At 45.5% G+C, this 20,745-nt stretch carries 12 protein-coding genes and 1 pseudogene; 9 read left to right on the top strand and 4 right to left on the bottom strand.

The window, feature by feature from the left end; translation table 11 throughout:
• Nucleotides 1–684: pseudogene (locus QUA70_RS03010) on the bottom strand (CHAT domain-containing protein); the annotation flags it as partial.
• Between the two features lie 309 nt (nucleotides 685–993).
• Complete coding sequence (gene alaS, locus QUA70_RS03005; RefSeq protein ID WP_333344940.1) at nucleotides 994–3,654, bottom strand: alanine--tRNA ligase; 2,661 nt, start codon at nucleotides 3,652–3,654, stop codon at nucleotides 994–996.
• A gap of 1,100 nt (nucleotides 3,655–4,754) precedes the next feature.
• On the opposite strand from alaS, the gene QUA70_RS03000 reads away from it, so the two are divergent.
• The 7 genes from QUA70_RS03000 (at nucleotide 4,755) to QUA70_RS02970 (ending at nucleotide 17,913) form a co-directional block, all read left to right on the top strand.
• Nucleotides 4,755–5,363 carry a hypothetical protein gene (locus QUA70_RS03000; protein ID WP_333333870.1) on the top strand — a complete coding sequence of 203 codons (609 nt, stop codon included), beginning with the start codon at nucleotides 4,755–4,757 and terminating at the stop codon, nucleotides 5,361–5,363.
• 6 nt (nucleotides 5,364–5,369) lie between these two features.
• Nucleotides 5,370–8,069, top strand: a complete 2,700-nt coding sequence (locus QUA70_RS02995; RefSeq protein WP_333344938.1) for an OmpA family protein — start codon at nucleotides 5,370–5,372, stop codon at nucleotides 8,067–8,069.
• A 2-nt stretch (nucleotides 8,070–8,071) separates the two neighbouring features.
• On the top strand, nucleotides 8,072–8,608 hold the full coding sequence (locus QUA70_RS02990; RefSeq protein ID WP_333344936.1) for a Rab family GTPase: 537 nt from the start codon (nucleotides 8,072–8,074) through the stop codon (nucleotides 8,606–8,608).
• A complete protein-coding gene (locus tag QUA70_RS02985; RefSeq protein WP_333344934.1) occupies nucleotides 8,605–10,161 on the top strand; it encodes a PAS domain-containing sensor histidine kinase in 1,557 nt (518 codons plus the stop codon). Before QUA70_RS02990 ends, QUA70_RS02985 begins: the two co-directional genes overlap by 4 nt.
• Before the next feature lie 57 nt (nucleotides 10,162–10,218).
• Nucleotides 10,219–13,005, top strand: coding sequence for an adenylate/guanylate cyclase domain-containing protein (locus tag QUA70_RS02980; RefSeq protein WP_333344933.1), 2,787 nt, complete (start codon nucleotides 10,219–10,221; stop codon nucleotides 13,003–13,005).
• 83 nt (nucleotides 13,006–13,088) lie between these two features.
• Entirely contained in the window at nucleotides 13,089–16,793 is a 3,705-nt protein-coding gene (locus QUA70_RS02975; protein ID WP_333344931.1) for a PAS domain S-box protein, read from the top strand.
• Between the two features lie 4 nt (nucleotides 16,794–16,797).
• The gene (locus QUA70_RS02970) at nucleotides 16,798–17,913 is read left to right on the top strand and encodes an ATP-binding protein (RefSeq protein ID WP_333333858.1); all 1,116 of its coding nucleotides are present in this window, start codon (nucleotides 16,798–16,800) and stop codon (nucleotides 17,911–17,913) included.
• Nucleotides 17,914–18,202: 289 nt separating this feature from the next.
• On the opposite strand, the gene QUA70_RS02965 is transcribed toward QUA70_RS02970, so the two are convergent.
• Nucleotides 18,203–19,375 (bottom strand): FAD-binding oxidoreductase, encoded by a 1,173-nt coding sequence (locus QUA70_RS02965; RefSeq protein WP_333333856.1) that lies wholly within the window; start codon nucleotides 19,373–19,375, stop codon nucleotides 18,203–18,205.
• Between the two features lie 211 nt (nucleotides 19,376–19,586).
• Between QUA70_RS02965 and QUA70_RS02960 the strand changes: the two genes are divergently transcribed.
• Nucleotides 19,587–19,865: a hypothetical protein gene (locus tag QUA70_RS02960; RefSeq protein ID WP_333236180.1), complete on the top strand. Its 279-nt coding sequence runs from the start codon at nucleotides 19,587–19,589 to the stop codon at nucleotides 19,863–19,865.
• A 51-nt stretch (nucleotides 19,866–19,916) separates the two neighbouring features.
• Nucleotides 19,917–20,456, top strand: coding sequence for a DUF2231 domain-containing protein (locus QUA70_RS02955; protein ID WP_333333854.1), 540 nt, complete (start codon nucleotides 19,917–19,919; stop codon nucleotides 20,454–20,456).
• A gap of 67 nt (nucleotides 20,457–20,523) precedes the next feature.
• Here QUA70_RS02955 and cutA read toward each other — a convergent pair whose 3' ends face one another.
• Nucleotides 20,524–20,658 (bottom strand): divalent cation tolerance protein CutA, encoded by a 135-nt coding sequence (gene cutA / locus QUA70_RS02950; RefSeq protein WP_333333852.1) that lies wholly within the window; start codon nucleotides 20,656–20,658, stop codon nucleotides 20,524–20,526.
• Between the last annotated feature and the right edge of the window lie 87 nt (nucleotides 20,659–20,745).

Genomic DNA, 20,745 nt, shown 5'->3' with positions numbered 1-20,745 from the left:
TGCGATCGCCCTTTCGATATTCTCACCCCGTTCTCCCTTGATTCTGTCACTGTAAGCAGCAGCCAAATTATTTTGAGTCATCGCCCAATCTTGTGGAAAAGCATCGCGGGTGTAAACTTCACTAGCTGCTTCATAAAATGCTATCGCCTTTTCTATATTCTCACCCCGTTCTCCCTTGATTCTGTCACTGTAAGCAGCAGCCAAATTATATTGAATAGCTGCCCAATCTTGCGGAAAAGCATCGCGGGTGTAAACTTGTAAAGCTGCTTCATAAAATGCGATCGCCCTTTCTATATTCCCACCCCGTTCTCCCTTGATTCTGTCACTGTAAGCATTTGCCAGACTATTTTGATTGATTGCCCAATCTTCTGAGTAAGCTTCGCGAGTAAAAATAGTTAATCCTATATCCAAACAAGCAATCGCAATCTCTATGTTGCTTGCCAGACTGCCTTGCTGAAGACTTGAAAAACTTAGATTTAAATTGTATAAAATACAAGCATGATTGTATGCTTGGTCTGCATCCAAGTTTTCCAGAGTTGGAGTTACCCACTCTCGCAGATATCGGGCAAAATCATCGTCTAATAATTCGAGATTAGCTTGCAGGATGGCGGTTTGTTCGTCAGTGTCCCAGGTGAGGAGAGATTGAATCAGGGTGAGATAGGCTTGGTGGCGTTCTTCGTTCATTTTTTACTACCCATGTTTGGATAATGGTACATTTTTTGTGGGAGAAAATCAAGGGTGTTTTTAACCGCAGATGTTGGCGGATGGACGCGGATAAACGCAGATGTAAGGGCCAAAATATGCGGTAGCAGCCTGCGGAGATTCAGGCAGACGGAAGCGATCGAACTGACGATTAGGCCCCGATCCCCCCTTAAAGAAGGGGGGGACAAGATTCCGATCAAAGTCCCCCTTCTTAAGGGGGATTTAGGGGGATCTAGCCTCCGCTATAAACGAGAGATAAAAAGAGTTTTAGTCTCCTACAAAAAACCCAGATTAACCCAACCCTTCAACTAACAAATTGCGAGCACTTTCCAACGCTTCCTGCAACTTACTTGCATCGCGTCCCCCAGCTTGCGCCAAATTCGGTCGCCCGCCGCCTTTTCCGCCGCAAATTTCCGCAATTTTGCCGATAAATTTGCCAGCTTGCAATCCTTTTTTATTGACTTCTGGACTAAAGGCTGCCACCAAACTTACCTTGTCGGGTTCAGGAATTGAGGCCAAAACAACCGCAGCATTTCCTAACTTTTGCTGCAATCTTTCCGCCGCAGTTTTCAGCGCTTCCGTATCCACATCTCCCAATTGAGCTACAATGATTTTGAATTCGCCGAGATCCTCAGCCGCACTCAGCAACTGGTCAGATTTCGCGATCGCCAATTCCGACTTCACAGCAGCCAAATGTTTCTGAGTATCCTTCAACTCATTCTGCAAATTAGTAATCCGATTCGGCAATTCTTCAGGCTTGGCCTTAAATCGATCGCCCAAATCGCGCACCACCTTATCGCGCACATTCAAATAGTCCAAAACAGCTTGACCGGAAACCGCTTCAATCCTGCGAGTTCCCGCCGCTACCCCCGCTTCGGAAACAATCTTAAACAGCCCGATTTCTGCGGTATTGCTGACGTGAGTCCCCCCGCACAATTCCATCGAAACGCCGGGAAAATCGATAACCCGCACCACGTCGCCGTACTTCTCGCCAAACATCGCAGTCGCGCCTTTTTCTCTCGCAAGGGCGATCGGCATTTCTGCAACGACCGCAGCGTGCGCCTCAGCAATCCAACTATTAACTAAATCCTCAATTTTCTGCAACTCTTCTGCTGCGACAGCGCGCGGAGAATTGAAATCAAACCGCAATCTTTCTGACGATACCAGCGAACCAGCTTGCGAAATCGAATCGTCCACAATTTTTCGCAAAGCTGATTGTAATAAGTGAGTTGCTGTGTGGTTAGCCTGAATTCGGCGGCGACCGCTATTGTCAATCTTCGCCGTAATACTATCGCCAACTCTCAGCGTTCCCCGTTCCACAAAGCCGAAATGCACGAAAAAATCCGATTCCTTCTTCACATCATCAACTCTTACCAACAAACCCTCTCCATTCTCTCCCTGAATGCTGCCGTTCAAATAACCTTTATCCCCAATTTGTCCGCCAGATTCAGCATAAAACGGCGTTTGGTTCAAAACAACTTGTACCTCAGTACCCGCCGCTGCTTCTTCCACAGATTTGCCGTCAACCAAGATAACTTCCACCTCAGCTAAACTCGACAATTCAGCATAACCGACAAACTCAGTTCCCTGGATAGTTTCAGCCAACTTATCCAAAGAACCCTGCACCGTCAAATCAATTGTTTGGCGAGCATCTTTAGCGCGAGTTTGCTGTTCCTTCATCGCCGCTTCAAAGCCGTCCAAATCCACAGAAATTCCCTGTTCCTCAGCAATTTCTTGAGTCAGTTCTAAGGGGAAACCGTAGGTATCGTAAAGAGTGAAAGCATCTTGACCGCTGATTTGTTGGTTGGTTTGCTGTTTTGTGCGATCGACAATTTCCTCCAGCAGCTTCTCTCCGCGTTCCAAAGTCTTGAGAAACTGCGCCTCTTCCCTTGCCAATTCCGCCTTAATTTGAGCTTCCCGCCGCCGCACGTTCGGATAAGCAGCTTCCGAAAGGCCGATCGCACTTTCAGCCACCCGCACCGTAAATTCGCCCTGAATTCCAATCAGTCGCCCGTGGCGCACCACCCGGCGAATCAACCGGCGCAAAATGTAACCCCGACCCACATTCGACGCGCGAATTTCGTCCGCAATCATGTGCACCACAGCCCGAATGTGATCGCCAATTACTTTCAGCGAAACCTTGACTTTTTCATCGCTATTGTGGTAATCAATCCCGGCAAGTTCCGCCGCCGATTGAATGATGGGAAAAATCAAATCTGTTTCGTAATTATTGGGGACTTTCTGGAGGATTTGCGCCATCCGTTCCAGTCCCATGCCAGTATCAATATTTTGATTTTGCAGCGGTGTTAAATTGCCCTCTGCATCTTTATTGTACTGCATGAAAACCAGGTTGTAGAATTCAATAAACCTGCTATCATCTTCGAGGTCAATATTGTCGCCTCTCTCTGGGTGGAAATCATAGTAAATCTCCGAACACGGGCCGCAGGGGCCAGTCGGGCCGGATTGCCAGAAATTGTCATCTTCTCCCATGCGCTGAATGCGATCGCCCGGAATGCCAATTTCATCGCGCCAAATCGCAAAAGCTTCGTCATCTTCTCGGAAAACGCTAACAACCAAATTGGACGCTGGTAAACCGAAAACTTCCGTAGAAAGTTCCCACGCCCAGGCGATCGCCTGTTTCTTGAAATAATCCCCGAAACTGAAATTACCCAACATCTCAAAAAACGTGTGGTGGCGGGCGGTGCGGCCGACGTTTTCGATGTCGTTGGTGCGGATGCACTTTTGAGAAGTCGTGGCGCGCGGTGATTCGGCGGTGCGCTGTCCGAGAAATATCGGCTTGAATTGTAGCATTCCGGCGATCGTCAGCAACACTGTGGGATCTTCGGGCACCAAAGAAGCGCTCGGTAAGATTTTATGTCCCCGCTGAGCATAAAAGTCCAGGAATGTTTGGCGGATTTGGCTACCACTGAGAAACTTAGGAGAAATAGACATGACAAGAAGTGTTAAGTATGTAAAGATGTAGCAACAATAGAATTTATAGGACTTTTGCACGGGTGTCCAGAAACCGGGTTTTTAAACCAAAATACTTGCTTAAAATCCTCAATCTCGGTGAAAAAACCCGGTTTCTTTGTTCGGAGTGCGTGAGTGCTAACTTACATCTATTTGGATATTCATATCATTATACTTAGTAATGTAAAGACCTATCAAGTTTTGCAAATTGTGCTTTACTCCTCGGAAAGCTCGTGCTAACTTAATAATAGACACCCGGACAGGAAGAGAAAGGAGGTCGCTATATTTAGAAACCAAGTTCGAGGATATAGACATGGTGTCTCCGGTCTAGATTCCAAGGCGCAGCAGAAATTAACCGAACACAACTTGGAATAGTGGCGAACTGCCGATCGAGCAGTCAAGCCAAACCGCAGTCGAGTCAGACTTAGTTGTAGTTGCGGATTAACAGTAAAGCTGCACAAGTTGTAAACCCTAGTAAGTAAAAGTTCTCCACCGGAAACACATCTCGTTTGTTAGAAAAAACAAAGCTCTCATATTATTGGGTCTGGTCGCTGTCGATCGGGCCCTACGCTTTTTTGGGAAAGAGGGAAAGAGGGGCCTAGTTCGACTGTATAAGTGCTTTCTGTTGAGAGGAAACATCCCTCGGAGCCGATCGGCGAGCGATCGGTGCAGCTTTTGAGTTATATCTTATATATAATTAGACGCGGAGTGCGCCCCCCGCCTTTTGCCGGGGATCAAGCGCTGTGGTATGAGGCACTGTCAAGATGCGATATCATTGAAGATGTCCGTACAAGACATTAAAACCTACCCCGCTGTCCTGTATAGCAGCAAATCTACGCTTCTCTGAGCTTGCTGCAAGCCAAGGATAGCCAACCGCCATTTTTGGTGACAAGACCTGGCTCAAGAATTTGAATCTCAGGATATTTAGAGTCAAAACTCTAAAATATCCCATCCCCGACGCAGGGGTGAGAGTTCAAACAATAAAAGCCCGCCCACTCAAAAAAGCTAGTGCCGCCAACAAATGTCGTAAATCACTAGCACAGTTCTTAAACTCACAATCTGCGGAGATTCTAGGTACAAGCATGGCCGAAATAACTAAAGAAGAAATGCGCGAACGGCTGGGAAATATTGACCAGATTCGCGATATAATTTTTGGAGCGCAGCTTAGAGAATACGACAATCGCTTCGATAAAATAGATTCCGACTTGTCGATGATGCAGCAAGATATGCAAACTCGCATCGAACAAGTAAAAACAGTTCTTTCTGGAGAAATGAAGGCGGCGGTTGATTCCTTAGAAAAAAAAGTTAAATCGCTCACCTCAAACACCCAAGAAGAAAGCGCAGACATCCGCCAGCAAGTCGATCGCGTTAACCGCAAATTCTCCAGCAGCGTGGAAGCCCTCGACGAAGCTATCGACAATCAAACCAGTTCGCTTCGCAACGAACTCTCCCAAACCAGAGATCGACTATCTGAAGAAACCCGCACTTTGAAAACACAGGTTTTTGAAGAACTAGATCGCCGCTTTTCTATGCTCAGAGATGTTAAAGTTTCCAGAGATGACATGGCAGAAATTCTGTTTGAACTCGGCATGAGGCTCAAAGGAACAGAATTTGTGCCCGAACTTAAAGGCGTTGCTGATAATAAGTTAAATAACGAATTTCTGTTGCCGGAGCGCCACCATAACGGATAATAACGCATGGCTTTACCGAAAGAAAATCCGGCTGACGAAAATGAGTTAGAGGGTTTTGTTTCTAAACCTGACGAGTCTGCTGCCGATGCAGCAGCCCAGCTAGAACCCTTGCTGAATCTGTTAGTCGATCTCAAAATTATTGCAGGTTCCAACCAGCAAAATGCAGAGCCCGAAGATGACAGCAGTGGGGAAAATAATCAAGCTGGGGCCCTCGGCGGGTTGATGGATTTGTTAGGTATTCCCTCAGAAAAGCAAGAGGAAGTTGCCGCGAGTGTACCCGAAACGGGCGATCGCAAACCGAAGTCGGGCGATTCCCTGCCTGTTGCAGACGAGATCAAAAGTTTGCTATTCGCTACTCACAAACTCAACACTTCAGAACTGGAAAAAGACTATTCCTCAGCTAAAACTATAGATGTTTCAGCGATCGCCCAGCCGGATTTGGAGGACAAATCACAGCCTGTCGAAGAATTGTCTAACTTGACAATAAAAGATTCTCTACAGGAAGTACAGGCTCAAGAATCCCACGGGAGCGATCGGCATTTACAGGATGTTTCTCCTCCCGAAACCGAGTCAAAACCCTCGGAAATTCCCGATAATCCCATAGTTTCCACAGTCTCAGAGCCACCAGAAACTGGATATTTAGATGCTGCGGTGGCTTCGGATCTAGCAATTCCCAACTTACGAGAACAGCCGACAGAAATATTAGGGCAAATTAAACAGGACTTAAATGAAGCCGACAGCGCGATGGAAAGGCTGCAAAATCTGATGTTCGGCTCGCAAATCTCGGATATAGAGCAAGTGAAAAGTCTGCTGGCAGAAAACGATTTGCCGGGGGTGCGCCACCTGATGGCAACAATCGACGATAAATTAGAAAAATTGGAGCACCAAATCTACGAGCCCCAAGAGTTGATTGAGTTGATGCTGCCTTGGATCGCAGAAATTCTCACCCGCAAAATTGCCGATTCCAGAGAAGAAGTTGTCAACGCGATCGTGCCCATTATTGACGAAGTGATTAGGGCAAAAACTGTCGAAAACAAGTCAGCAATGAGTGCGGCAATAGCTGAGCTGCTTCCCGAGGCACTTGCTCAACAAATAGTGAATTCGCCAGCGGATATTGCTAACGCGATCGCCCCAGAAATCGGTCTGGCAATCAAAGAGCAAATTCGCCTCGACCAAGAGTCGATCGCCCAGGCGATCGCCCCGGAAATGGGCAAAGCAATTACAGCCCAAATAAAACTCGAACGCGACTCTATGGTGGATGCGCTCTATCCCGTAATTGGCAGTACAATTTCCAGATACATGGCAGAAGCTATCAAGACAATCAATGAAAAAGTGTCCAATGCCATCAGCGTCGAAGGATTTCAGCGAAAAATTCGCTCCAAAGTACAAGGAGTCTCCGAAGCGGAATTAATCCTCAAAGAATCAGTACCCTTTACCGTCCAAGCAGCCTTCTTAATTCACAAAGCATCTGGGTTGATCATTTCCGAAGTTCAAAACTCAGAAAGCTACCAGTTAGAATCAGAAATGGTAGCCGGAATGCTCACAGCTATTCGCAGCTTTGTTAACGACTGTATCGTTCGGCCCGGAGAAGTTTCCGAACTAAATCAAATTGAATACGGCGACTCCAAGATTATGTTAGAAGTAGCGGGATATTGCTACATGGCAGCCGTGATTAAAGGAGAACCGCCAGACTCTTTCATCAAGAAAATACGAGAAACCGTTAGTAATCTCATCCTTAATTATGGTAAAGTAATTCACGAGTTTAACGGCGATCCGGGTACTATACCGGAGTCGCTGCACCCGTGTATAAAAACTTTATTCGACCCGCTACAAACGGAAAAATCAAAAAAACCCCCGATCGCCCTAGCGGGTATTGGTTTAGCCGCCCTAAGCTTAATCTTAGTACCTTGGGGAATTTATCAGTACCGCAGCAGTGTTGAGCGCCGCCTCGAAGCAAATGCCGTCGCCGCTTTAGCCTCGACTCCCGAATTAGCAGTTTACCGCTTAGATGTTGCAGTTGATGGCAAAACTTTAAAGCTAACAGGAAAGTTGCCAAATCAAGAATTGCGGGCACAAGCAGAAAAAATAGCCGCATCAACTGCACCGAAATTGCAATTAGATAATAGAATTATAGCTGTAGATGTCCCCCCAGATCCAGTTTTGACGGCAGCCGAGGTGCAGCGGATCACCGCTGTTTTGAACCAGAGAGAGGGCGTTTCTATTTCTACTCGGTATGGCGATCGCAAACTTACAGTAGAGGGGCGAGTTAGAGACAGTGCAGACGCACAGAAAATAGCTCAGTCCCTGAAGCAAATTCCCGGTGTTCAGTCGGTCATCAGTACCGTTAAATTAGAGCCGCTGAAAATTACAACCCGCATCTACTTCGAGCAAGGAACGACAAAATTAGACTCAACAGATGAAGAAATCATCGCCAGTGTCAAAAATTTCATGGATCAATATCCTCAAAAACAGATTAAGATAATTGGGCACAGCGATCGAAGTGGAGAACTTGCTACAAATCAACTGTTGTCGCTCAGGCGTGCCGCAGCCGTGCGAGATGTTTTAGTGCGGCAAGGTGCTAACCCGAAGCGCCTCCAAACGGTTGGCATCCCCAATCCTCCTGCCGACGTGGAACCCAATCAACCGCGAATTTTAAGCAGATGTGTGCTATTTGAACCAATAACTAAGACCATAAACAGTAAATAATTATGTCAGTTACTATAGCTAAAAAAATGTGCATGATAGGCGATTTTGGCGTGGGCAAAACCAGCCTGATCCGCCGTTTTGTCGATCAGAAATTCAGCGACCAATACCTCTCCACTGTGGGAGTAAAAATTTCCAGCAAAATCGTAGAATTAGAAGGGGTAAAACAGCGGGAAAACGTGACTGCAAAGTTGCTGATTTGGGACTTAGAAGGACATACAAAATTCAAAGGAATAGCACCGACTTACTTGCAGGGAGCTAGCGGCGTTTTAATCGTTGCCGATGTCAGTCGCTCCGAAACAGTTGAGCGAATCTCCGAACACATTCAGCTTTTTTCTTCAGTCAATCCTAAAGGTTCAATTATCGTCGCTTTGAACAAAGTAGACTTGATTGACGAGGAAAAATTGGCGCTGCTAGTGGAAATATCCCATTCGATATGTCAAGACAAAGTAATAGCAGTTTACACGACATCTGCTAAAACAGGCAAAGACGTTGACGAAATTTTCTATAAACTAGCTTACACAATGATAGAACCAGTATGAACCCCCTTTTAAGAAAGTTATTGAACCCGCGACAAATAGAGTATTTTGTAGTAAATCACCATTTCATCATTCAGGAAACCTCCGCCAAAGTGCAGCATTATGCCGATACTCCGGGCGACGCGATACCCGGTGCAGATGCTCGCATGAGTTTTCCCGAACTGATTGGCATTGAAAATATCCTCATGTCTATCATTATGGGACGGCTACCGGGTTTTGAAGTCAAAGGTATCGCTCGGTTTGCCGACCACAACCGCCCTTTATACTTTGATATGTTGGCTATCAAACATGAAGACGAACAACAAGATGTGCCAAATAAATTGCTAATTTTGATTGAAGATACCACCGAAAAGATGGTGATGAAGCAATCGTTGATTCAGAGGGCCAATGAAGCTAATCTTTTGGTGAGCGCCTTAGCCGCTTCTAAAGATTATATAGATAAAGTTATTCGTTCGATGGGCGATGCTTTGTTGGTGACAACAACATTAGGAACTATCAAAACAATCAATCAATCGGCCCAATGGTTATTTGGGTATAGCGAAGCAGAATTGCTCGGCAACCCCCTGTCTTTAATATTACTCGAAGAAACATTGATTTGCCAAGCTCGCCACCGCTATATTTTGTCTCAGAATGAGCTGCGTAGAGAACTAGAAATAGTCGGCACTACTAAAGCAGGAGAAGAAATTTGGGTAGAATTTTCCTGTTCGCCAATTCAGACAGAATTAGAGGGACTTTACGATTTCATTTATATAGGCAGGGACATCACGGAACGCAAACAAAAAGAAATAGAAATTCGCGGCTCTTTGGCAAAAGAGCAAGAACTCAGACAGGTAAAATCTCGTTTTTTCTCGATGATTGCTCACGAATTCGGCAATCCTCTAAGTACAGTATTATTTGCTACTAAAATCCTCCAAGACTTCGGCGACGAAATCACCCACGCGGAAAAACAAAAATACCTGCAACACGTTAAATCAGCATCTCAACAAATGGCTCAGCTATTAGATGACGTGCGGTTGCTCAGCAGCGCCGAAGCCGGAAAACTCGAATTTTATCCCGCACCAGTTGACTTAAAAAAATTTTGCAGCGAGTTAGTAGAATCAATTAAAATTAGTTATGGAAAAAATCATACAATTAACTTTAGTTATCAAGAATTAGTCACGCCCGCGACCACAAATGATAACGAGTCGCAGGAAACGCAAAACTGGCCCGCACTCGATGCAAAATTGCTGCGCCACATATTGACAAATTTGCTGTCAAATGCTATAAAATATTCGCCCCTCGACAGCCATATTTATTTTGAATTAAATTGTCAGAATAATGAAGAAGTTATATTTAAAATTAAAGACGCAGGCATTGGCATTCCTCTAGAAGACCAAAAACAACTGTTTGAATCTTATTATCGAGCCAAAAATGTCGGAAAAATACCCGGTACAGGACTGGGTTTATCCATAGTCAAGCAGTGTGTAGACTTGCACGGAGGTCAAATCGAATTTTTCAGCGAGACAGGGTTAGGCACTACCTTTATAGTCAAAATTCCATTTTACCAACACAGATAAATAGATTAATTTCAGATAATGCGCTACAGAGGGCGCATTCACTACTAAAAATTCAACATGAAAACCCTGTTAAAAAAGCTGTTAGTTCCCCCCCACTTGGAGTATCTAGCACTGGATAAAGACTTTTTAATCCAAGAAACCTCTATCAAAGTGCAGCGGTTTGGCGACTGTCCCGAGGAAGTAGTCGCCGGCAACGATGTCCGCCTTCCCTTTCCCGAATTAGTGGGAACTGAAGAAATTTTAATCAATATTTTTGAAAGACGTTTGCCACACTTTGAATTAAAAGCAATCACGAGGCTATTAGCAAATGGATCGCGGCTTTATTTTGATATGTATATCGTCGAGTTCACCAAGGACGATAATTATCAGAGATTAATTATATTTTTTGAAGACGTAACCGACAGGATGGCTTTAGAACAAACTCTAGTGCAAGCTACCAATGAAATGGATATTTTATTGAGTACCTTAGCCACTACTAATAATTATGTTGAAAAAATTATTACTTCAATGGCCGAAGTTTTGTTGGTAACAACAGCCTCGGGAAAAATTAAAAAAGTCAATCAAGCGGCTCAAGATTTGTTTGGTTACAGCGAATCAGAATTAGTAGGCCAGCCAATAGACACTCTTGCTGCTGTTGGCTCCTCTTTGCAAGCAATCAGTCAAGAGGATAGTCAACAATCTCAAACTCACACCGAAGTAATTTGCCGAGGCCAAAGCGGAGAAAAGCTCACAGTTTCGTTTTCCTGTACGGCGATTTCGACTGACATTAAAGGCGTTTCTGGCTCTTGGCCCGCCGTTCAAGATTTCGTGTACATCGGCCGCGATGTCACAGATAGACAGCGCGCCCGCAAGCGACAAATAACTCAGTACGTCACCACTCGCATCCTGTCGGCATCCGAAACAATCAAAAAAGCTATAGCAGCAATTCTCCCCGTAATTTGTGACAGCTTGGGATGGGATACTGCCGAACTTTGGATGCCAGAATTTGGGGAAAAACTGCTCTCAGAAACTAAGAGAATAACTGCGGTTTCCGACCCCCATTTGCTTCGCTGCGTCGCCAGTTGGACAAAACGCTCAGTTTCTATCCCCAAATTTGCCGAATTTACCGAACAAATGACTTGTGCGTTTGGCGAAGGATTGCCCGGTCTCGTTTGGGCGAGCGGTTCCTCTCAGTGGATTGCGGATGTTACAAAAAGCGACAGTTGTCTGCGCCGCGAAATCGCTGCTGAAGAAGGACTGCACGGAGCTTTTGCTTTCCCAATTTTGGGCGACTACGACCCTGAAAATTCGGCTAAGTCTGTGTTGGGGGTGATGATTTTATTCAGCCGCGAAGTGCAGTGTTTTGATGAAGAGTTGCTCCCGATAATGACAACCATCGGCAGCCAACTCGGTCAATTTATCAAACGCAAGCAAGCGGAAATAGCTTTGCGGGAAAGCGAAGAACAACTACGAGATTTATTTGAAAATGCTACTGACTTAATTCAAAGTATTGGAGCGGACGGTCATTTTTTGTATGTAAATCGGGCTTGGCGAGAAACTCTGGGCTACAGTGAAGCAGAAATTGCTCAAATGACTGTGTTTGATATCATTCATCCCAATAGTTCCGAAGAGTATAGGGATATATTCTATCACGCTATTGCCCAAAAAACGGTAAATGAAAATACTGTATATCCAGATTATATTCAAGCAACATTTATTACTAAATATCACGAGCCAATTTTGCTCGAAGGCAGTATAAGCTGTAAATTCGCCGAAGGTTCGCTAGTAGCGATTCGCGCTATTTTGCGAGATATTACTGCTCGAAAAAGGGCGGAAGACGCCCTGGCAAAATCTGTGTCCTTGCTGCAAGCAACTTTTGATTCTACTGCGGACGGTATTTTAGCTACTGACAGAAGCGGAAAAATTGTCACTTTCAATCGAGAATTTGTGGAAATGTGGGGCATACCTAATGAAGTGATGGCAATGCGAGACGACGCCACAACGATCGCCTTTGTCCTGAACCAACTCAAAGACCCCCAAGCATTTCAAGAGAGAATTGAATCGCTTTATGAGCAGCCAGAAGCCGAAAGTTACGACTTGTTGGAATTTCAAGACGGCCGATTTTTTGAACGCTATTCGCAACCGCAGCGGCTCGGAGATACAATTATCGGCAGAGTCTGGAGTTACCACGACATTACGGAACGCAAGCAAGCAGAAGATGCCCTGCGGGAAGAACAAGAAAAATCAGAAAACCTGCTGTTAAATATCTTGCCCCAGGCAATAGCAGAACGCCTCAAGCAAAACGAAACTACTATTGCCGAATACTTTCCAGAAGTGACTGTTTTGTTTGCTGACATTGTGGGGTTTACTGCTTTGTCTGCCGTCATGAATCCGATCGATCTCGTGGAGCTCCTGAATCTGATTTTCTCAGAATTCGACCTTTTGTGCGAACGGCACGGGTTAGAGAAAATCAAGACCATCGGCGACGCATACATGGCAGTAGGAGGACTGCCTGAACCCAGGGCAGACCACGCCGAGGCGATCGCCCAAATGGCCCTAGATATGCAAGCAGAAATAGCCAGATTTAATGCTAGCCATAATAAATATTTTAGTATCCGTATCGGCATTCATAGCGGCCCGGTTGTTGCCGGAGTTATTGGCATAAAGAAGTTTATTTACGATTTGTGGGGCGATACGGTAAATATTGCTTCCCGCATGGAATCTCAGGGTTTGCCTTGGCGGATTCAAGTGAGCGAAACTACTTATAAGTTAGTGGAAGACAAATATTTGTTTCAGGAGCGAGGAATGATTGAAGTTAAAGGCAAAGGGGGAATGAAAACTTATATTCTCATGGGCAGAAAATAAGGCAGGTCATCAGTCATCAGTCATCTGGCTGATGACTAAAAGTGTTGCTAAAGTTAATTAACAATACTTTTTCACCAAGACTAATGGAACTTGCTAATTTGTCGGCAAATTTACGATCGCCCGACGAAGCTGTCGATCGCCACCCTGTGACGGTTGCGCCCTCTACTTCCCTCGGGGATGCGATCGCCCTGATGCGTGGGGCGATCGACCCTTGTCCGCTGCCTAATTCACCGCCGCACTCTAACGAAACGGTAAAAGCATCGATTAGTTGCGTCTTAGTTGCCGATGCAAATCAGCTAGTCGGACTGCTAAGCCCGGAAGATGTGCTGAACTTAGCCGCGGCCGAATACGGATGGCAAGGCATGAAAGTTGCCGACGCAATGACGCGGAATTTAATTGTCTTAAAAGAATCAGAATTTAAAGATATTTCTACCGCATTTAAGCTATTTTGTCAATACTCGATTGATTGCTTGCCAATTGTGGATGAAGGGGGTGAACTCGTAGGTATAGTCAGCGAAAAAAGTATTCGCCCAGCAATGTATAGCTGGATAGAGGCACTGCATCAAGAAGTGGCAAAACTCCAGGAACAATGCGAACTGTTAGACGGTAATTGTGAACTAGAAAAACGAGTCAGCGATCGCAAAAATGCCGAAAATGCCCTGCCGCAGAGCGAGGCGCGCTACCAGGCGATTGTGGAAGAGCAAACCGAACTGATTTGCCGCTACCTTCCCGACGGTAAAATCACATTTGTCAATCAAGCTTATTGCCGTTATTTCGGCGTGCAACCAGAAGACTTGCTCGGCAACACCTTCATGTGGCTGCTCCCAGAAGTAGACCGAGAAATTTTTCAAGAACACTATACTTCTGTGTCTCCCAATAAGCCTGTTTTTACGTCCGAACACCGAGTAATTGTGCCGAGCGGGGAAATTCGCTGGCAGCAGTGGATCGATCGGGCTATATTCAACGAGAGCGGACAAATCGTCGAGTATCAAGCTGCAGGCCGGGATGTCACGGATCGCAAACAAGCAGAAATCGCTTTGCAGCAGCTCAATGCAGAGTTAGAAATGCGAGTCCAGCAGCGGACACAATGGTACGAACTGGCAGTATCGGCGGGCAAAGTGGGGGTTTGGGACTGGAATTTGGAAACCGACGAAATCTACATTGCTCCGTCTTTGAAAGCTTTGTTAGGCTATCAGGATGCAGAGATTCCCAACCGCATGGAAAATTGGGTGTCTCACGTTCATCCCGACGATCGAGTTGCAGTCGCCGAAGCAGTAAATGCTTATCTAGAGGGTGTGACAGAAATTTATGAAGTAGAACACCGGATGCTGCGTAAAGACGGCAGCACCTGCTGGATACTTGCCCGCGGCAGCGCGATCCGATCAGCGGACGGCAAGGCTTGCCGCCTGACTGGGACTGACACCGACATTACCGAGCGCAAATTGACCGAAGAAAAACTCCAAAACTCCGAAGCCGAACTGCTGGCGCTGTTTAATGCGATGACGGATATCGTGCTGGTTTTCGACGCAACGGGCCGCTACCTCAAAATTGCCCCTACGGCTCCCGAATTGCTGTACAAACCGGCTCCTGAAGTGCTGGGCAAAACCCTCGCCGAAATCTTCCCAGAAGCGGAAGCTAATTTTGCTCTGACCCACATTCGCCAAACATTGGCATCTGGGCAAACCCACAGAGTTGAATACAGGATGGAAATTGGCTGCAAGTTATTCTGGTTTGATGCTAGTATTTCGCCCCTGGATCTCGATCGAGTGATGTGGGTCGCCCGAGACATTACCGCTCGCAAACACGCAGAAGCTGCAGTGCAAAAGAGCGAGGAAAAGTTTCGCAACTTATTTGATGATGCTCCGATCGCGATCGGTTTGACAAGCGTGCGCGACTACCGCACGATCAAAGTGAATGAAGCTCACCGCCAGATGTTGGGCTACAGCGATGCGGAGTTGGCTACCATGACTTTTACTGAACTCACACATCCAGAAGATTTACAAGCAGATGTGGAGCAATTTAAGCAGTTGGTCTGCGACAAGATTCCTCGCTTCCAAATGGAAAAACGCTTGATTAAGAAAAATGGCGAGTTGATGTGGGCAAACTTGACGGTGACGCTGATCCGCGATCGCGAGGGCATTCCTCTCTACATCATGCGGGCGATCGAAGATATTAGCGATCGCAAGCGAGCAGAAATGGAATTGCAACAGTTAAAAGAACGGCTGCAATTTTTGCTGGCTTCTAATCCGGCAGTAATTTTTACGACCGCACCTACAGGAGATTTTTGTACTACTTACATCAGCGACAACGTTAAGGCAATCGTTGGCTACAAGCCCCAAGAACTGTTAGCAGATCCTAACTTTTGGTCGAGCCGGATTCACCCTGAAGATCGGCCACAATTTGTAGTAAATTTTTCGGATTTGTCCGAGGAAAAAAATTGCATTTGCGAGTATCGTTTTCTACATCAAGACGGAATTTACCGCTGGCTGCGGACGGAACTAAAACTATTGGTTGACAGCAGGGGCATTCCGATCGAAATTATTGGTTACGCCGCTGATATCAGCAATTCTAAATACGCCGAACTCGCTAGGGGGCAGCAGTTCGAGCAAGAACGGCTTGTGGAGGCGATCGCCCGTCGCGTCCGCCAGTCTTTGCAATTAGAGGAAATTCTCAACACTACGGTTGCGGAACTCCAGCAAGTATTATTAGCCGATCGAGTTTTGGTTTATCAAATTTTACCCAAAAGCGGCGGGCGAGTCATTGCTGAAGCCGTGGCCGAAGGATGCAGCCAACTCATGGATAGATGTTTTGGCGAAGAGGTTTTTCCGGATGAAAGTTATCAGCTTTATTTGCAGGGGCGAATTTCTGCCATATCCGAACTAGATAACCCCCGCATTACGCCTTGTGTGGTGGAGTTTATGAAACAGATTCAAGTTAGGGCAAAGTTAGTAGTGCCGATTATTCAGCACAGCCAACTTTGGGGATTGCTGATTGCCCACCAATGCGATCGCCCTCGTGAGTGGCTAGAATGGGAAATCAATTTATTTCAGCAGTTGGTGAATCAATTAGCGATCGCCATTCAGCAATCTCTACTTTACCAGCAACTGCAAGCTGAACTGAGCGACCGCAAACAAGCGGAAGCAAATTTAAAAAACTCTCTCCGAGAAAAAGAGATTTTGCTCAAAGAAATTCACCACCGCGTCAAAAACAACCTCTGCGTAGTTGCCAGTCTGTTAGAATTGCAATCGAACACAGTTGCCGACCCGCAAGTAAGCAAAATGTTTGAAGAAAGTCAGAATCGCCTTTATTCTATGGCTCTGATTCACGAAAAACTGTACCGCTCGACTAACCTAGCCCAAATTAATTTTGGCGAATATCTCGAAGATTTGGTAAGTAGCTTGTTTCACTCTTACAATATTAGCAACAACCAAATTCAGTTGCAGGTATTAGCTGAGCCAATTTCCCTAAATCTTGAAACTGCTACTCCCTGCGGTTTAATTGCCAATGAATTGGTTTCAAATACCCTGAAACACGCTTTTCCTGATGGCACAACTGGTACAGTTAGTGTAGAATGCTATCAAACGGGCGATCAAGAAATCAACCTCTTAGTTAAGGACAACGGCATTGGCTTTCCTCAAAACTTAGATTTTCGGAAAACTCACTCAATGGGGTTTCAAGTTGTCTGCACTTTAACCGAGCAGTTAGAAGGAACCATCGAAATATCCAGAGAATTTGGTACATCGTTTCACTTAAAATTTAACGAATTAAACTACTTTCAAAGATTGTAAAAATATGAGTTTTGCCGCAAAACCAATTAATATTTTGATTGTCGAAGACGAACTGTTAATTGCTAAAAATTTATCCCCAAAGTTAGAAAAATTGGGGTATCAAATCGCCGATATCGTTTCTTCAGGAGCGGATGCCATCCAGCGCGCCCGCGAACTAAGACCCGATTTAATTTTAATGGATATAGTTATCAAAGGTGACATTGACGGCATAGAAACAGCAGCAATAATTAATCAAGAATTAGATATACCAATTATCTATACAACTGCCTATGCCGACGACGAAACTTTGCAGCGAGCCGAAAATACTGGTTCTTACGGCTACCTGCTCAAACCTTTTAAAGAAAGAGAAATGCACGCCACTATCAAGATAGCACTGAGCAAACATCAAGAAGCAGTTAGCCTGAAAAAAATAATGGCATTAGCAGCAGAAAAAAGCGAAAATAGAGCGCGCTTTATTTCAATGGCTTACCACGATTTAAACACTCCTTTGACTACTATACAGTTATCGGCTGAAATGCTAGAAGATAGCGACTTGCAGAGAAACCCCGGAACTAGCAATAAAAATGTCGATCGGATTAAAAAAGCCGTCAGTAATATGAGTGGGTTGCTGGAAGATATTTTAATGCTTAGCAAAGCAGAATCAGGCAAAGTTTCCTTAAATTTAAATCAGATTAATGCGACGGATTTTTGCACATCTATTTTAGAAGAACTGCAACCTATCGTCACCGACAAACACCTCGTAACTTTCCGCACCCAAACCAATCCGGTGCACGCCAATCTCGATGCAAAACTACTGCACCACCTGTTGACTAATTTGCTTTCAAACGCCATTAAATATTCTCCAAACGGCGGCAATGTCAGTTTAGAATTAAGCTGCGAAAACCAGCAAATAATTTTGTGCGTTCGAGATGAGGGAATTGGGATGACACTGGAATATCAAGGAAAATTATTTCAGCAGTTTGAACGGGGTGCTAATGTAGGCAAGATTAAAGGATCGGGTTTGGGACTCTGCATTGTCAAACACATAGTTGACCTGCACGGCGGTACAATAAGTGTGGAAAGTGAAGTAGACAAAGGTACTACATTTATTGTCGCGCTGCCTTTTTTAGTTAGTAGTTAGTAGTCAGTAGTCAGTAGTCAGTAGTCAGTAGTCATTAGTCATGTCCGGTAAAATAAGCACAATACTTGTAGGGGCGGGTTTCACCAACAATCTATCATCCAGACTAACAATCTACATAAACCCGTCCCCACCACGCGACAGAATTTCATCGCGGACAATTCAACCGAGATGAGATAAAAGTATCGGGGGGGCGGGTTTATGAGATTGTAGATTACAGGCAATTATTGTTAGTGAACCTGCCCCTACAAAATTCATACAAGTCTGAATCCTGCCGGACATGATATCATTTTTAAGCAAATCTATTGGGAGACAAAAGCTCGATCGCCCTATCTTCTTCTCCCCCCGCCGCATTCGCAAATCGCTCAGCTAAAGCAGGTACAATAGCCAAAGGATTGCTGAGACCCGAAAAAACGTGCAATCCAGGGCGATCGGCAATCGGCCCCACTACAGGCAAATTATCCGCGCTAAATGCCACAATACACTCGTGCCAAGTTGCCGGTAAATGTGCCAAATCCGGCAAAACTTTGCAGATTCCTGCACGAATTGCCCTTTCGCTAATTTCGCGATCGACTTTAGCATTCAAATCGCTCAAAGTGCGAGACAATTGCCCGATCCGCAAACTCCCATCATTAAATTGAATGGCACCCGAATCTAAAATCGGCGACAGCAACTCCTTACCAGGTTCATCCCAAAGAAAATCAACCTCATTTCTACTAGATTTAGCTTCCAATTCAAAACGTTTTAATATCGCAGGCATCACCAAAGTTCTGAGTTTAAAATCCACAGGTGCAGTTTCCAAAATCTCCGTGCGAGTAAAATAAACTCCCACAGAAACACCAGCGGCTTTCAGCAAACTCCGACTCCAACCTCCAGCACAAACAACAGCATTTTCACAACGATAAATTCCCTGCGCCGTCTTGACTCCCGAAATCCGATTTCCCTCTTCTATAAACCCAATTACTTCAGCAAATTCTATCGTTCCTCCCAACCGTAGAAACCCTTGACAATAAGCTTTATTTGTGGCAGTAGGCGAAATGTGACCGTGACGCACAGTCAGAGCTCCGGCGATCGCACTTTTATTCAACAAAGGTTCCAACTCCCCAGCTTCTGCAACGCTCAAAAGCTGCGGAACAATCGCAAAATGCGCGTAATTAGCCACCGCTTTTTCGGCATCAGTACCCGCATCAATTGTCAGCAACAAATCCAACTCGCGCAACTCAGTATCAGCCTCTAATTCCGCCGATAAATTGCGGTGACGTTCGATACCTTCCCGACACAATTGACGAGTTAAATCAGTCGTTCCCGACCAATAAGCCAAGCCGCCATAACTAAAACGAGTAGCATTTTGCATGGTAGCATCTCGTTCCAAAAGCAGGACAGCAAAACCTTTTTTTGCCAGTTCGTAACTCAGTGACGCACCCGTAATGCCAGCGCCGACAACAATCCAATCGTAACTTTTCATGGGCAACTCAAAGGGAAGGAAAATATCATGCTTAGATTTTAGCTTAGGTTTTTTCGGAACCAATCGAAAAACCTCTACCTACAGGAAGAGGCTGCCTGCGATCGCCCTAACTGAAACTTCCACCCGTCGGGAGATGTTTGGGTAGAGATATTTTTCGTTCAATAGTAGGAATTAGAGTCAACAAAAAATTAGAAATACCAGAGAGGTTTTTATGAGTATCGACAAACCAGGCAAAGATATGGAGCGCACGGTCAATCCGGGCGATCGCATTTCCGACGAACCGCAAACCATCGAAGAAAAAGCCCAGCAACTGGCGGTAGACCACGTGCCAGACATCACGGGCGATGTTGTTACAGTTCCAACTTATGTGATCGTAGAAGAACCCGATGGGGAAAAGAAAGCCCTGCACCACGTCAAAGACGCCGAGGAAATTTCCGACGTAATTCGGCAGGCCCGCGTTGACGAAAATGGCGAGCGGATTTGGGATTAAGTTCACTCCAATAAAAACGGTTTTGTTGTACAAAAGTTATCTGTAGAAATCATGGAAACAAATCAAAGAAATAGTACGCCCTATCCCAATCTTCCGCCGATTCTCGAAAGTGACGACGCAGAGTATCGCGACGCCGGCATTACGAGTTCAGTTGCAATTGCAGGCCATCCGCTTCACCCCGTGCTCGTACTGTTTCCGGTAGCCTTTTTAGTAGGAGCCGCCGGCACGGACATCGGTTATTGGCTGACAAGCGATCCGTTTTGGGCGAGAGCTTCGGTTTGGCTGATCGGTGTTGGTTTTGCTGCGGGGATTTTGGCCGCAATCACGGGCTTTTTAGATTTTTTCAAAGTTAAAAGAGTGCGCGATCGCAGTGCCGGTTGGTTGCACATGGGGGGCAATGTGGCGGTTATGGTACTTACCCTGATTAACTTGCTGTTGCGCCAAGGAAATCCGGCTGAGCCGATCGTATATACAGGTTTAGCAATATCGATCGTCGTTGCAGCTTTGCTGGGCATTACAGGCTGGTTCGGCGGTGAACTAAGTTTTCGCCATAAAATCGGCGTCATCGGCCCTACCAGTCATAATTCTTAGGTTTCTGACCATTTGTAGTAGGGACTTCCGTCCCTCTTCATTTGACACTTTAGGACTAAAGTCCTTACTACAAACTTAAAGATTGTCCCAGCCAATTGAGATAAGCATCGCTGCCAGCGATAATAGGAATAGCAATAATTTCGGGAACTTCATAGGAATGGAGTTCCTGAACTTTTGTTTTTAAAGCCTCAAATTTAGCCAAATCAGTTTTAACTGGAGTTTAGACTAAACAGCTATTAAATCGCGATCGTCACTGCACTCACCAACGGCAACGGTCGCTGGTGATAAG

The organism is Microcoleus sp. LAD1_D5 (genome assembly GCF_036702115.1).
In the GTDB taxonomy this organism is placed as follows: domain Bacteria; phylum Cyanobacteriota; class Cyanobacteriia; order Cyanobacteriales; family Microcoleaceae; genus Microcoleus.
This window is presented reverse-complemented; position numbering and strand designations above follow the sequence as displayed.